This window comes from Acidovorax sp. SUPP2539, assembly GCF_030158975.1.
Lineage (GTDB): Bacteria > Pseudomonadota > Gammaproteobacteria > Burkholderiales > Burkholderiaceae_C > Paracidovorax.
Window position 1 is genome coordinate 1,421,240 of the sequence record NZ_BQXJ01000001.1, and the last position, 13,140, is coordinate 1,434,379.

Genomic DNA, 13,140 nt, shown 5'->3' on the forward strand with positions numbered 1-13,140 from the left:
GTCGCGGGGGATTGGATCAGAGACGCCAGAGGATCTGGATACCCCAGCCGGCGCAGCCGACGAGCCAGAAGATCGCGATGGCTTGCAGGGCGAGGCGCAAGCCCACGGGCTTCACGTAGTCCATCAGCACATCGCGCGTGCCCACCCAGACGTGCCAGGCGAGGGCCACGATGACGGAGAAGGTCAGTACCTTCATCCATTGCGCCGAGAAGATCGATGCCCAGCGGTCGTAGCCGATGGGACCCTTGGTCAGCAGCACCTGGGCGAGCAGCACCACGGTGAAGAGCGCCATCAGGGCGGCGGTCACGCGCTGGCTCAGCCAGTCGCGCACTCCGTAGTGGGCACCGACGACGATGCGCTTGGAGCCGTAGTTCACGGACATAGAAGATCCTTTTTTGTGGGGTTCGTGGGATGGCCGGCGCGGCTCAGTACAGGCCGAACAGCTTGGCGCCGAGCACGACGGTGAGGGCGATGCTGATGACGAGGGTGGCGGTGGCGGATTTGCTGCCGAAGTCCTTGTTCACCGCGTCATGGCTCACGTCCATCCACAGGTGGCGCAGGCCGGCGGTGAAGTGGTGCAGGTACGACCAGATGAGGGCCAGCACGACGAGCTTGAGGAACCAGCCCGGCACGAAGCCCAGGCCCACCGTGAAAGCGGCCTTGAATTTGCCGAAGGAGATTTCGGAGGACACCGAGGTGTCGAACATCCACAGGATGAAGGGGAGCAGCACCAGCATGATCACACCGCTGACGCGGTGCAGGATCGACACCCATCCTGCGGCAGGAAGGCGGTAGGTGGGCAGGTCCGTGAGGGCATTGATGTTGCGGAATTCAGGCCGCTTTTTGGCGATCTCGGTCATGGCGGTGCTTTCGTGGATGTAACTGCTTTGTAATTTCGCGCGAACGAAACAACCCAAAATTCTATTGCAATGCAACAACCGCAGTGTTTCGGTACGGCGTAATTTCACCGCGCGGTATCGGCATGGTCGGGCAGCTTCAGCTCAGTTCGTTGTGGTAGTGGTGCGTATCGGTGCGATACAGGCCCTTGCGTAACTCCATCGGAACTTCGTTGTAGGTGTAGGCGATGCGCTCCACGCTGAGCAGCGGCGTACCGGGTGCGACCTGCAGCAGCCGCGCCTGCTCTCCATCGGGCTGCACGGCCCGGAGCTTCTCGTCGGCGCGCACCATTCTCACGCCGAAATCGATTTCGAACATGGCGTAGGTGGGGCCCTGGTAGCTGGACATCTGCTCGGCGGTCAGTCCTTTGAAGGCCTGCCCGGGCAGCCAGATATCCTCCAGGATGGTGGGAACGTCGCCGAACGACAGGATGCGCCGGGCATGCACCACGGCATCGCCGCTGCGCAGCGCCAGGGCGCGCGCGATCTCGGCGCTGGCACGGATGCGGCGGCATTCGATGATGTGGCGCTGGGCCGGCCCCTCGACTCCGGCATCGCCCGAGTCGGGCATGAGCTTGAGGAACCGGTATTGCACGTGCCGCTCGGCATGCGTGGCGACGAAGGTGCCCTTGCCCTGGCGGCGAACGACGAGGTTCTCCGCCGCCAGCTCGTCGATGGCCTTGCGCACCGTGCCCTGGCTCACGCGGAAGCGGGCGGCCAGTTCCATCTCGCTCGGGATCGATTCGCCCGGCTTCCATTCGCCATGCTGCAGGCTGTGCAGGATGAGTCCCTTGATCTGCTGGTACAGCGGGCTGAAGGCCGGCGTGGGTGCGCCCGCGCTTCCTGCGGGTAGTGCAGGGCTGTCGGAGGCGGCAACCGGAAGGGTGGACATGGCGGCGGATCGAGGGGCGGCTGGCGCGCAAGGCAAAGGTGGGGTGTTTCGCGCGTCGGCGAGGCAGGATCATATCTTATATAAGACATAAGACAAATTGACCGGCTCCGGATTTCAGCGGTACACTCGGGAGCTGTTCTGCAGGGCACGGGCTGCTTGGTTTGACTGGCGCTGGTGCATCGACTGCACCGACACCCGTTTTTCCACTTTCTGGAGTTTTTCATGAGCAAGAAGCCCGTCCGCGTTGCTGTTACCGGCGCCGCCGGTCAAATCGGTTACGCCCTGCTGTTCCGCATTGCCTCCGGCGAAATGCTGGGCAAGGACCAGCCCGTCATCCTGCAATTGCTCGAAGTGCCCGTCGAAGGCCCGCAAAAGGCGCTCAAGGGCGTGATGATGGAACTCGACGACTGCGCCTTCCCGCTGCTGGTCGGCATGGAAGCTCACAGCGACCCCATGACGGCATTCAAGGACGCGGACTACGCCCTGCTGGTGGGCTCGCGTCCCCGCGGCCCGGGCATGGAACGTGCCGAACTGCTGGCCGTCAACGGCGCCATCTTCACGGCCCAGGGCAAGGCGCTGAACGCCGTGGCCAGCCGCAACGTGAAGGTGCTGGTCGTGGGCAACCCCGCCAACACCAACGCCTACATCGCCATGAAGAGCGCGCCGGACCTGCCGCGCAAGAACTTCACCGCCATGCTGCGCCTGGACCACAACCGTGCTGCCAGCCAGATCGCCGCCAAGACCGGCAAGCCCGTGGCCGCCATCGAAAAGCTGGCCGTGTGGGGCAACCACTCGCCCACGATGTATGCCGACTACCGTTTCGCCACCATCAATGGCGAAAGCGTCGCCAAGACGATCAACGACCAGGAATGGAACGCCAACACGTTCCTGCCCACGGTGGGCAAGCGCGGCGCCGCCATCATCGAGGCACGCGGTTCCTCCTCGGCCGCTTCGGCAGCCAACGCCGCCATTGACCACATGCGCGACTGGGCCTTGGGCACCAATGGTAAGTGGGTCACCATGGGTGTTCCTTCGGATGGCCAATACGGCATTCCGAAGGATGTGATGTTCGGTTTCCCTGTCACCTGCGAAAACGGCGAGTACAAGGTCGTCGAAGGCCTGGAAATCGACGCTTTCAGCCAGGAACGCATCGACAAGACGCTGGCCGAGCTGCAAGGCGAGCAAGACGGCGTGAAGCACCTGCTGTAATTTTTTCGGGTTCCGTTTTTTCATGCTCGACTGGAATCCCGCGCTCTATCGCCGCTACGAGGACGAGCGCACGCGCCCGGCCCAGGAGTTGCTCGCGCGGGTGCCCCATTCCGCGCCGGTCCACGTGATGGACCTGGGCTGCGGGCCGGGCAATTCCACCGAGCTGCTGGTCCGGCGCTTCCCGCAGGCGCAGGTGACCGGCATCGACAATTCCGAAGCCATGCTGGCCAGCGCGCGCGAGCGCCTTCCCGGCGTGTCCTTCGTGCTGGGCGACATCGCCCGCTGGGTGCCCGACACGGCGCCCGACCTCATTTACGCCAATGCCTCCCTGCAATGGGTGGAGGGGCATGGCGACCTCTTTCCGCGCCTGTTCGACAGCCTCGCCCCCGGCGGCGTGCTGGCGATCCAAATGCCCGACAACCGCCAGGAGCCCACGCACCGCCTGATGCGCGAAGTGGCGGCCGAAGCCCCGTGGCGCGAGCCCATCGGCGATGCCGACGCGCTGCGCACCGAGCTTCTGAACATCGGCGGCTACTACGATCTGCTGGCCCCGCGCGCTGAGCGCATCGACGTGTGGCACACCGTCTACCAGCATGTGATGGCGTCGCCCGCGGCCATCGTCGAATGGGTGCGCGCCACGGGCCTCAAGCCCTTCATCGACCCGCTGGGCGATGCGTTGCGCGAGAGCTTCCTGGCCGAGTACGAGCGCCGCATCGCCGCGGCTTACGCCGTGCGCAGCGATGGCCGCCGTTTGCTGGCGTTCCCGCGCATGTTCATCGTGGCGCAGCGCCCGTCATGAGTGCGACCGGTGCCCACCCCGCGGCAGTGCTCATGGGCGCCCAGGCCAGTGCAATGCGCTTGCCGGTCTGCGACCATTACAGCGGCGTGGAAGCGCGCATGCGCAAGAGCCTGGAGCTGCAAGCCGCCATGGCGGCCGAGCTGGGCCGCTGCGTATTCGATGTGACCCTCGATTGCGAAGACGGCGCCCCCGTGGGCCGCGAGCGCGAGCATGCGGCCCTCGTGGCGCGGTTGGCTCGCACCGCACCCCCCGATGCCCGGGTGGCCGCGCGCGTGCATGCCGTGGACCACCCCGCCTTCACCGAAGACATGGCCACCATCGCCGGCGAAGCCGCCACGCGGCTGTGCCACATCATGGTGCCCAAGGTCGAGTCGGTGGACGACGTGCTGCACGCCGAAAAGGCCCTGCTCGCCGCATCGGCGGGGCAGGTGCCGTTGCACGTGCTGCTGGAGTCGCCCGCGGCCGTGCAGCAGGCCTTCGAGATCGCCGCCCATCCGCGCGTGCAGTCGATCAGTTTCGGCCTAATGGATTTCGTCTCGGCGCACGCCGGTGCGATTCCCGCGAGTGCCATGGGATCGCAGGGCCAGTTCGAGCACCCGCTGGTGGTGCGCGCCAAGCTCGAGATCGCCGCGGCATGCCACGCCCACGGCAAGGTGCCGTCCCATTGCGTGGTGACCGAGTTCAACGACGCCGATGCCCTGCGCACGGCGGCAGGGCGCGCCGCGCGCCAGCTGGGCTACACGCGCATGTGGAGCATCCACCCGGCGCAGATCCGCCCCATCCTCGAAGCCTTCGCGCCCGCGCAGGACGAGATCGCGCAGGCCGCCCAGCTTCTTTCCACCGCCGCGCACGCCGACTGGGCCCCCGTCAGCGTCGATGGCGTATTGCACGACCGCGCCAGCTACCGCTATTTCTGGCAGGTGCTGGAGCGTGCGCACCAGACCGGCCGCGCGCTGCCCGCCGCGGCGCAGGCCTGGTTTGCCCAGCCGGCTGCGGGCCCAGAGGCCTGAGCCGTCCCACTATCAAGTTCCCCACACCTCCTTTTTCGTCGGAGTTCCCATGAAAACCTTCATCGCTTCTGCCCTGATGCTGCTGGCCCCTGCGCTGGTGATGGCGCAAGACGCCGCTCCCGCCAAGCCCGCACCGGCCAAGAGCACGGCCAAGGCCGCACCTGCCAAGGCCGCTGCCAAGGAGAAGTCCGCCGAGACCAAGCCCGCGGCCAAGCCGGCTGCCAAGAGCGCGGCAGCCAAGCCGGCCGCGGCCAAGAAGGCCACGAGCAGCCGCACGCAACTCAAGAGCGCCACCAACCAGGTGGCCACCGGCATCATCGCCGCCGAGGCCGCCTTGACGCCGCAGGAACTGGCCATCGCCGAACGCGTGCATACCGGCCACATTCCCTGCGAACTGGGGGCTTCCGTGCATGTGGAAGCCGATGCCAAGTCGCCGGGCCACTTCCGCATCGACGGCAAGGGCTTCAACTACTACATGTCGCCCATCGCGACCAGCACGGGCGCGGTGCGCCTGGAGGACCAGAAGGCCGGCGCCGTGTGGATCCAGATCGCCAACAAGTCCATGCTCATGAACCAGAAGCTCGGCCAGCGCCTGGCCGACGAGTGCATGAGCCCGCAGCAGGTCGCCGTGACCGAATCCATCAAGAAGAACCCGCAGCCCAGCCTGCTGGAAGCCCTGCCTGCCTCCGCCAACGCACCTGCCACCGTGGCGGCACCGGCGGCTGCATCCGCACCGGCCCAGTGATTCTTCTTGCCCGGGCGCACCCGCTGCGCCCGGACCGCAGGGCCTGCCATGGCCCGCCCCACACACCAAAAACCCACCGGAGAAAAATATGTTGAAAGCCTACCGTGACCATGTGGCCGAGCGCGCCGCATTGGGCATTCCGCCCCTGCCTCTCACGGCCAAGCAGACCGCCTCGCTGATCGAGCTGCTGAAGGCGCCGCCCGCCGGAGAAGAAGCCACCCTGGTGGACCTGATCACCTACCGCGTGCCGGCCGGTGTGGACGATGCCGCCAAGGTCAAGGCCAGCTACCTGGCGGCCGTGGCCCACGGCACGGAAAAGTGCGCATTGATCGGCCGCGAGAAGGCCACCGAGCTGCTGGGCACCATGCTGGGCGGCTACAACCTCACGCCGCTGATCGACCTGCTGGACGATGCGGCCGTGGCGTCCGTCGCGGCCGAAGGCCTCAAGAAGACGTTGCTGATGTTCGACCAGTTCCATGACGTCAAGGAAAAGGCCGACAAGGGCAACGAATTCGCCAAGGCCGTCCTGCAAAGCTGGGCCGACGCCGAGTGGTTCACCAGCCGCCCCGAAGTGCCGCAGAGCATCAAGCTCACCGTGCTCAAGGTCACGGGCGAAACCAACACCGACGACCTGTCGCCCGCCCCCGATGCCTGGAGCCGCCCCGACATTCCGCTGCATGCGCTGGCCATGCTCAAGAACAAGCGCGACGGCATCACGCCCGAGGAAGACGGCAAGCGCGGCCCGGTGAAGTTCATCGAAGACCTGCGCGCCAAGGGCAACCTCGTGGCCTACGTGGGCGACGTGGTGGGCACGGGCTCCAGCCGCAAGTCGGCCACCAACAGCGTGCTGTGGTTCACCGGCGAAGACATCCCCTACGTGCCGAACAAGCGCTTCGGCGGCGTGTGCCTGGGCTCCAAGATCGCCCCGATCTTCTACAACACCATGGAAGACGCGGGCGCGCTGCCCATCGAACTGGACGTGAGCCAGATGAACATGGGCGACGAGATCGAACTGCTGCCCTACGCCGGCAAGGCGCTCAAGAACGGCCAGGTCATCGCCGAGTTCGAGGTCAAGAGCGAAGTGCTGTTCGACGAAGTGCGCGCCGGTGGCCGCATTCCGCTGATCGTGGGCCGTGGCCTCACCGCCAAGGCGCGCGAGGCCCTGGGCCTGGCGCCCTCGACGCTGTTCCGCCTGCCGCAGAACCCCGCCGCCACCGGCAAGGGCTTCACGCTGGCGCAAAAGATGGTCGGCCGCGCCTGCGGCCTGCCCGAGGGCGAAGGCGTGGTGCCCGGCACCTACTGCGAACCGCGCATGACCTCGGTCGGCTCGCAGGACACCACCGGCCCGATGACGCGCGACGAACTGAAGGACCTGGCCTGCCTGGGCTTCAGCGCCGATCTGGTGATGCAGTCCTTCTGCCACACCGCGGCTTACCCCAAGCCCGTGGACGTGAAGATGCACCACGAGCTGCCCGACTTCATCAGCACGCGCGGCGGCATCTCGCTCAAGCCCGGTGACGGCATCATCCACAGCTGGCTCAACCGCATGCTGCTGCCCGACACGGTGGGCACGGGCGGCGATTCGCACACGCGCTTCCCGATCGGCATCAGCTTCCCCGCCGGCTCGGGCCTGGTGGCGTTCGCCGCCGCCACGGGCGTGATGCCGCTCGACATGCCGGAATCGGTGCTGGTGCGCTTCAAGGGCGCGATGCAGCCCGGCGTGACCTTGCGCGACCTGGTGCACGCCATTCCGCTGTACGCCATCAAGGCCGGCCTGCTGACCGTCGAGAAGAAGGGCAAGAAGAACATCTTCTCGGGCCGCATCCTCGAAATCGAAGGCCTGCCGGACATGAAGGTGGAGCAGGCGTTCGAGTTGTCCGACGCCTCGGCCGAGCGCTCGGCCGCCGGCTGCACGGTGCGTCTGAACAAGGAGCCGATCATCGAGTACATCAACTCGAACATCGTGCTGCTCAAGAACATGATCGCCCAGGGCTATGCCGATGCGCGCACCATCACGCGCCGCATCAAGGCCATGGAAGCATGGCTGGCCAATCCGCAGCTGCTGCAGCCCGACGAAGATGCCGAGTACGCCGCCGTGATCGAGATCGATCTGGCCGAGATCACCGAGCCCATCGTCTGCTGCCCCAACGATCCGGACGACGCCAAGACGCTGTCCGACGTGGCCGGCGCAACGATCGACGAGGTGTTCATCGGCTCGTGCATGACCAACATCGGCCACTTCCGCGCAGCCTCCAAGCTGCTGGAAGGCAAGAAGGACATCCCGGTCAAGCTGTGGATGGCGCCGCCCACCAAGATGGACGCCCACCAACTGACCGAGGAAGGCCACTACGGCGTGTTCGGCGCGGCCGGTGCCCGCATGGAAATGCCGGGCTGCTCGCTGTGCATGGGCAACCAGGCACAGGTCAAGGAAGGCGCCACGGTGATGTCCACCAGCACCCGCAACTTCCCCAACCGCCTGGGCAAGAACACGAACGTGTACCTGGGTTCCGCCGAACTGTCGGCCATCTGCTCCAAGCTGGGCCGCATTCCGTCCAAGGAAGAGTACCTGGCGGATGTGGGCGTGCTCAACCAGAACGGCGACAAGATCTACAAGTACATGAACTTCGACCAGATCGAGGAGTACAAGGAAGTTGCGGACGGCGTCGCCGCCTGACCGGCGCCTGCCACCCTGAAGAAAAAGCCCGCTTCGGCGGGCTTTTTCTTTTGCTATTGAAATGATAGCTAGATGCCGGCGTTTTTATTGCGCAGGAGGCCTTTTTGATGCTGAACGGTCTGGTGGCGTCTGGATGGCGCTTTCGCCCGGCGCTAGGATCGGGCGTAACCGATCGATGGCGCCGCGGAGCGCCGCAGTCAAACCGCGCAGCCGAAAGCCCTCCCGCCATGCCATCCCATCGCCTGACCCTTTTCGCGGATTACCACCAGTTCTATCTTCAGGACGAGGCGGCGCCAGGCGACCTGGCAAGCGCCTGGGACGAGGCCGCGACGCTTCGCATGCTGGCCGTGTCGCAGGGCGTCGTCGGGTTTGGCACTGCTCGGAACATGCCGGTGCCGGTGACCCTGGAGTTGCTTGAGGCCGAGCCGCAGACCGAACTGGCCCGGTTCGACCATGTGGTCGATGGATCGGTGGCCATTGCCACAGGCCCGCTCGTCGTGGCGGGGTGCACGGACTACTTGCCCGATGCGGCCCGGTTCGATGTGCCGCCTGGAACGTACCGGGTCAGACTGTCCAGCGCGGGTCTGGATTCGCTGTCTCCCGATGGGCTGGAAGGCGAAGACCGCTATCTCGTGCAGATGTGGCCGGGTGCGCTGTTGGAACCGACGGTGCTCAAGCAGCATGCCGGCTGACCTGAGCGTCAGGGGTGGCTGCCTTTTGGATGGCCCGGGTATTGGCCGCTGCGTGGACGCGCCTGGGGCAAGGGCAGGCGCGCCCTGTAGCGGCTTGGCCTGAGCCACTGGGCAAAAGATGGCCGGCCGCATCGACCAGGCGCCCATGGCGTTTCGATTCAGGCCCACCGCCACTCATGGCAGTGCTTCGAGGCGCTCGCAGGGGGCTTCGGCAAGGGTGGGCCGGTCCGGGCTCAGAGCGGCGGCCGAAAGCCCGCGTTCGACGAAATGGTCCGGCAGGCTCCCCGTGAGGACCAGGGAGGCCAAGGCTTGTCCCACCGCCGGTGCGATCTGGATGCCGTACCCGCCCAACGCGGCGGCCCAGAAGAAGCTAGGCGCATTCCCGGCGGCCCCGAGCACGGGCGAGCCATCGGCAACAAAGCTGCGAAGGCCTGCCCAGCGGTGGGCCACGCGACGCACAGCCAGGGTGGTGGCCTGTTGCAGCCGATCTACCGCAACGGCCACATCCCACTCCTCGGGCTGCACGTCGCAGGGCGGCATGGGGGTTTCATCGCTGGGGCTGACCAGCAGGCGCCCGGCCTCGGGCTTGAAATAGAAGGTGTCGGCAAGGTCCGTCACCATCGGCCAGGACGCCAGCGCGGGCTGGCCGGGCATGCCGTCGGGCAGATCCACGATCACGGCGGTGCGCCGCTTGGGCACCAGGTCGATGGTCGCCACGCCGGCCTGGCGCGCGGCCTCGTCGGCCCAGGCGCCTGCGGCGTTCACCACGCAGGGCGTGTGAAACCGGCCCGCCACCGTGTGGACGGTCCAGTGGCCCGACGCATCGCCCTCGGCGCACTCGACCCCCGCGGCGGTCTGCACGCGGCCGCCGGCGGCCCGGATGCCGCGCAGGTAGCTCTGGTGCAGTGCATCGACGTCGATGTCCATGACCGAGGGGCGCCACACCGCGCAGCGGTAAGGCCTCGGGTCGATGACCGGGCAGCGCGACAGCGCCGCGTCCAGCCCGATCACGCGGGCGGGTTGGCGGGCATGGTGGCCGGCAGCCAGGGCGGTGTCGATGCGGCCGCAGTCCACGTCGTCCTGCGTTGCCAGCGCCACCACGCCGCGCGGCGCCACGAGCGGCACTGAAGCAAAGCCGACAGGGGGTGCTTCGAAAAACGGGCGGCTGGCCGCGGTGAGCGCGCGGACCGTCCGGCTACCGAAATATTCTGAAAACAGGGCGGCCGAACGGCCGGTTGCGTGGTAGCCGCAATGCGCCTCGCGCTCCAGCAGCAGCACCCGCCGGTGCTGCGCCAGTGCCCAGGCGCAACTGGCCCCGGCCATGCCCCCGCCCAGGACGATGGCGTCCCAGTGCGACTCGGCGCCCGTGCCGGCAGAGCCGGTGCGGCTCATGCGGTGGCGGCGGTGCGCGCCGCCGAGGGCGGCACCACCAGCCCCGCGGCGATGAGCCGGGAGACGATGCAGTCGGCGGCCTGTTCGGGCGACATGTACGCCGTCTGGATGTGGATGTCCGGCTGCTCCGGCGGCTCGTAGGGCGAGTCGATGCCGGTGAAGTTCTTCAGGGCGCCGCTGCGGGCCTTTCGGTACAGCCCCTTCGGGTCGCGCTGCTCGGCGAGCTCCAGCGGCGCGTCGATGAACACCTCCAGGAACTCGCCAGCCTCGAGCAGCGCGCGCGCTGCACGCCGTTCGGCACGGAACGGCGAGATGAAAGCCACCAGCACGATCAGCCCGGCATCCACCATCAGCCTGGCGACTTCGCCCACCCGGCGGATGTTCTCGACCCGGTCGGCATCGGTGAACCCCAGGTCTTTGTTGAGGCCGTGCCGGACGTTGTCCCCGTCCAGCAGAAAGCTGTGGCAGCCGCGCCGGTGCAACTGCTGCTCCACCCGATTGGCGATGGTCGATTTGCCGGCGCCGGAAAGCCCGGTGAGCCACAGCACGCAGCCTTTCTGGTGCTTGATGGCGGCCCGCTGCGCCTTGCTGACCTGGGTGTGGTGCCAAACGAGGTTGTCGGCATCGCGCAGGGCACGCACGAGCATGCCCGCCCCGGAGGTCTCGTTGTCGATCCGGTCGATCAGCAGGAACCCGCCGGCGTCGCGGTTGAGGTCGTAGGCGTCAAAGGCAATGGGCTGGTCCAGGGTCAGTTCGACCAGGCCCACCGCGTTCATGTCGAGCTGGTCCGCAGGCAGCCGGTCGAAGGTTTCGATGTCCACCCGGTGGACGATGCGCGTGACGGTCGCACCCACGGTGCGGGGGCCGCATTTGAGCCAGTACCCGCGGCCAGGAAAGAGAGGGGTTTCGCTGAACCAGACCATGTCGGCTTCGATGCGGTCGGCCACTTCCGCGGGAGAGGCCGGGTCGGCGATGAGATCGCCGCGCGAGACGTCGAGCTCGGCATCCAGCACCAGGGTGACCGACTGGCCCGCCGTGGCGGCCGGCAGATCCCCATCGTACGTGACGATGCGCTTCACGCGTGCCAGCTGGGCGCGGGGCTGCACCACCACCGCGTCACCCACGCGCACGCTGCCCGCTGCCACCGTGCCTGCCAGGCCCCGAAAGTCTTCGCTCGGCCGGTTCACCCATTGCACCGGAAACCGAAGCGGCTGTCGCGCGGCGCCTGCCTCGTCGACCTCCGTGGCCTCCAGCCACTGTCCGAGCGTGGGCCCCTGGTACCACGGCGTTTGAAGGCTGCGCTCGACCAGGTTGTCCCCTCGCAGGGCCGACATGGGAATGCACACCGGGGCAGGCAGGCCCATCTGCTGCGCCAGCGCGCAGAACTCCGCTTCGATCTCGGCGAAGCGGTCTTCGCGGTAGTCCACCAGGTCCATCTTGTTGACCACCAGGGCCAGGGCCCGGATGCCCAGCAGCGCGGCGATGTAGGCATGCCGCCGGGTCTGGCTGAGCACCCCTTTGCGCGCATCCACCAGCACCATCGCCGCGCCGGCGTTGGAGGCCGCGGTGGCCATGTTGCGCGTGTACTGCAGGTGGCCCGGTGTGTCGGCCAGGATGAATTTGCGCGTGGGCGATGAGAAGTAGCGGTAGGCTACGTCGATGGTGATGCCCTGTTCCCGCTCGGCCACCAGGCCATCGACCAGCAGCGCGAAGTCGAGCGCACCGCCCTGCGTGCCTGACTTGCGGGAGTCGGCGGCCAACGCCTGCAACTGGTCCTCGTAGAGGCTCTTGGATTCGTACAGCAGCCGGCCGATCAGCGTGCTCTTGCCGTCGTCCACGCTGCCGCAGGTGATGACGCGCAGCAGGCTGCGCTGCGGCGCGGGAGAGGGTTGGGTGCCGCTCATCAGAAATACCCCGCCTGTTTCTTCAGTTCCATGGAGCCTTTGCCATCGTGGTCGATGGCCCGGCCTTGTCGCTCGGAGGTGTGCGCCGCCAGGGTCTCGGCAATGATCGCCTCCAGCGAATCGGCATCGCTTTCGATGGCGCCGGTGAGCGGGTAGCAGCCCAGCGTGCGAAAGCGCACCCTGCGCATTTGGGGGCGTTCGCCCGGGGCGAGGGGCAGGCGCTCGTCGTCCACCATGAGCAGCATGCCGTTGCGTTCCACCACGGGCCGTTCCTTGGCGAAGTACAGCGGCACGATGGGAATCTGCTCGCGTGCGATGTATTGCCAGATGTCCGCCTCGGTCCAGTTGGAGAGGGGGAATACGCGGATGCTCTCGCCCTGGTGCTTGCGGGTGTTGTAGACCCGCCAGAGCTCGGGCCGCTGTCGCCGCGCATCCCAGCGGTGGTGTACTGACCGCAGCGAGAACACGCGTTCCTTGGCGCGCGATTTTTCTTCGTCGCGGCGCGCTCCGCCGAAGGCGGCGTCGAACCGGTGGTGGTCCAGCGCCTGCTTGAGCGCCTGGGTTTTCATGAGGTCGGTGTGCACCGCCGATCCATGCACGAAAGGGTCGATGCCCATCGCGATGCCGTCGGGGTTGCTGTGCACGAGCAACTCCATGCCGGTGTCCCGCGCCCGCTGGTCCCGGAAGGCGATCATCTCGCGGAACTTCCAAAGCGTGTCCACGTGCAGCAGCGGGAATGGCGGCCGTGCGGGGTAGAACGCCTTCATCGCGAGATGGAGCATCACCGAGCTGTCCTTGCCGATGGAATACAGCATGACGGGGTTGTCCGCCTCCGCCACCGTCTCGCGCAGGATGTGGATGCTCTCGGCTTCCAGCCGCTGCAGATGATCGAGAAACATGTCGTCGGCTCCTTGAAAAAAGAGGTGT

12 protein-coding genes are annotated in these 13,140 nt (G+C 66.9%); 6 read left to right on the forward strand and 6 right to left on the reverse strand.

Annotation, left to right across the window (positions count from 1 at the left end):
* Positions 1 to 16 precede the first annotated feature (16 nt).
* The 3 genes from sdhD to AVTE2539_RS06495 form a co-directional block, all read right to left on the reverse strand.
* Positions 17 to 382, reverse strand: coding sequence for a succinate dehydrogenase, hydrophobic membrane anchor protein (gene sdhD, locus AVTE2539_RS06485; RefSeq protein WP_272564085.1), 366 nt, complete (start codon positions 380 to 382; stop codon positions 17 to 19).
* A gap of 43 nt (positions 383 to 425) precedes the next feature.
* Positions 426 to 860 carry a succinate dehydrogenase, cytochrome b556 subunit gene (gene sdhC, locus AVTE2539_RS06490; protein ID WP_284399427.1) on the reverse strand — a complete coding sequence of 145 codons (435 nt, stop codon included), beginning with the start codon at positions 858 to 860 and terminating at the stop codon, positions 426 to 428.
* A gap of 136 nt (positions 861 to 996) precedes the next feature.
* Positions 997 to 1,788 (reverse strand): GntR family transcriptional regulator, encoded by a 792-nt coding sequence (locus tag AVTE2539_RS06495; RefSeq protein ID WP_272564083.1) that lies wholly within the window; start codon positions 1,786 to 1,788, stop codon positions 997 to 999.
* A 222-nt stretch (positions 1,789 to 2,010) separates the two neighbouring features.
* Here AVTE2539_RS06495 and AVTE2539_RS06500 point away from each other — a divergent pair, with 222 nt between their 5' ends.
* From AVTE2539_RS06500 to AVTE2539_RS06525, 6 genes are all read left to right on the forward strand, one after another.
* Positions 2,011 to 2,997, forward strand: coding sequence for a malate dehydrogenase (locus tag AVTE2539_RS06500; RefSeq protein ID WP_284409018.1), 987 nt, complete (start codon positions 2,011 to 2,013; stop codon positions 2,995 to 2,997).
* 22 nt (positions 2,998 to 3,019) lie between these two features.
* A complete protein-coding gene (gene tam / locus AVTE2539_RS06505; RefSeq protein WP_284409021.1) occupies positions 3,020 to 3,796 on the forward strand; it encodes a trans-aconitate 2-methyltransferase in 777 nt (258 codons plus the stop codon).
* Positions 3,793 to 4,806, forward strand: coding sequence for an HpcH/HpaI aldolase/citrate lyase family protein (locus AVTE2539_RS06510; protein WP_284409023.1), 1,014 nt, complete (start codon positions 3,793 to 3,795; stop codon positions 4,804 to 4,806). The genes tam and AVTE2539_RS06510 overlap by 4 nt, the downstream gene beginning before the upstream one ends.
* A 49-nt stretch (positions 4,807 to 4,855) precedes the next feature.
* Positions 4,856 to 5,551, forward strand: coding sequence for a hypothetical protein (locus AVTE2539_RS06515; RefSeq protein WP_284409026.1), 696 nt, complete (start codon positions 4,856 to 4,858; stop codon positions 5,549 to 5,551).
* Between the two features lie 88 nt (positions 5,552 to 5,639).
* The gene (acnB, locus tag AVTE2539_RS06520) at positions 5,640 to 8,225 is read left to right on the forward strand and encodes a bifunctional aconitate hydratase 2/2-methylisocitrate dehydratase (RefSeq protein ID WP_272564078.1); all 2,586 of its coding nucleotides are present in this window, start codon (positions 5,640 to 5,642) and stop codon (positions 8,223 to 8,225) included.
* A 227-nt stretch (positions 8,226 to 8,452) separates the two neighbouring features.
* Complete coding sequence (locus AVTE2539_RS06525; RefSeq protein ID WP_284409031.1) at positions 8,453 to 8,917, forward strand: hypothetical protein; 465 nt, start codon at positions 8,453 to 8,455, stop codon at positions 8,915 to 8,917.
* A 174-nt stretch (positions 8,918 to 9,091) separates the two neighbouring features.
* Here the strand turns inward: AVTE2539_RS06525 and AVTE2539_RS06530 are convergent, their stop codons facing one another.
* Genes AVTE2539_RS06530 through cysD form a run of 3 tightly spaced genes read right to left on the reverse strand, consistent with a single transcriptional unit; the run spans position 9,092 to position 13,112 of the window.
* Entirely contained in the window at positions 9,092 to 10,309 is a 1,218-nt protein-coding gene (locus AVTE2539_RS06530) for an NAD(P)/FAD-dependent oxidoreductase (RefSeq protein ID WP_284409033.1), read from the reverse strand.
* On the reverse strand, positions 10,306 to 12,213 hold the full coding sequence (cysN, locus tag AVTE2539_RS06535; protein WP_284409036.1) for a sulfate adenylyltransferase subunit CysN: 1,908 nt from the start codon (positions 12,211 to 12,213) through the stop codon (positions 10,306 to 10,308). Before cysN ends, AVTE2539_RS06530 begins: the two co-directional genes overlap by 4 nt.
* Positions 12,213 to 13,112 (reverse strand): sulfate adenylyltransferase subunit CysD, encoded by a 900-nt coding sequence (cysD, locus tag AVTE2539_RS06540; RefSeq protein ID WP_284409038.1) that lies wholly within the window; start codon positions 13,110 to 13,112, stop codon positions 12,213 to 12,215. Before cysD ends, cysN begins: the two co-directional genes overlap by 1 nt.
* Between the last annotated feature and the right edge of the window lie 28 nt (positions 13,113 to 13,140).

Bases quoted from the DNA above. Each gene is read 5' to 3' on its own strand.
- AVTE2539_RS06510 (WP_284409023.1), top strand. From the start codon at position 3,793: ATGAGTGCGACCGGTGCCCACCCCGCGGCAGTGCTCATGGGCGCCCAG.
- cysN (WP_284409036.1), bottom strand. From the start codon at position 12,213: ATGAGCGGCACCCAACCCTCTCCCGCGCCGCAGCGCAGCCTGCTGCGC.
- tam (WP_284409021.1), top strand. From the start codon at position 3,020: ATGCTCGACTGGAATCCCGCGCTCTATCGCCGCTACGAGGACGAGCGC.
- AVTE2539_RS06515 (WP_284409026.1), top strand. From the start codon at position 4,856: ATGAAAACCTTCATCGCTTCTGCCCTGATGCTGCTGGCCCCTGCGCTG.
- acnB (WP_272564078.1), top strand. From the start codon at position 5,640: ATGTTGAAAGCCTACCGTGACCATGTGGCCGAGCGCGCCGCATTGGGC.
- AVTE2539_RS06495 (WP_272564083.1), bottom strand. From the start codon at position 1,788: ATGTCCACCCTTCCGGTTGCCGCCTCCGACAGCCCTGCACTACCCGCA.
- AVTE2539_RS06500 (WP_284409018.1), top strand. From the start codon at position 2,011: ATGAGCAAGAAGCCCGTCCGCGTTGCTGTTACCGGCGCCGCCGGTCAA.
- cysD (WP_284409038.1), bottom strand. From the start codon at position 13,112: ATGTTTCTCGATCATCTGCAGCGGCTGGAAGCCGAGAGCATCCACATC.
- sdhD (WP_272564085.1), bottom strand. From the start codon at position 382: ATGTCCGTGAACTACGGCTCCAAGCGCATCGTCGTCGGTGCCCACTAC.
- AVTE2539_RS06530 (WP_284409033.1), bottom strand. From the start codon at position 10,309: ATGAGCCGCACCGGCTCTGCCGGCACGGGCGCCGAGTCGCACTGGGAC.
- AVTE2539_RS06525 (WP_284409031.1), top strand. From the start codon at position 8,453: ATGCCATCCCATCGCCTGACCCTTTTCGCGGATTACCACCAGTTCTAT.
- sdhC (WP_284399427.1), bottom strand. From the start codon at position 860: ATGACCGAGATCGCCAAAAAGCGGCCTGAATTCCGCAACATCAATGCC.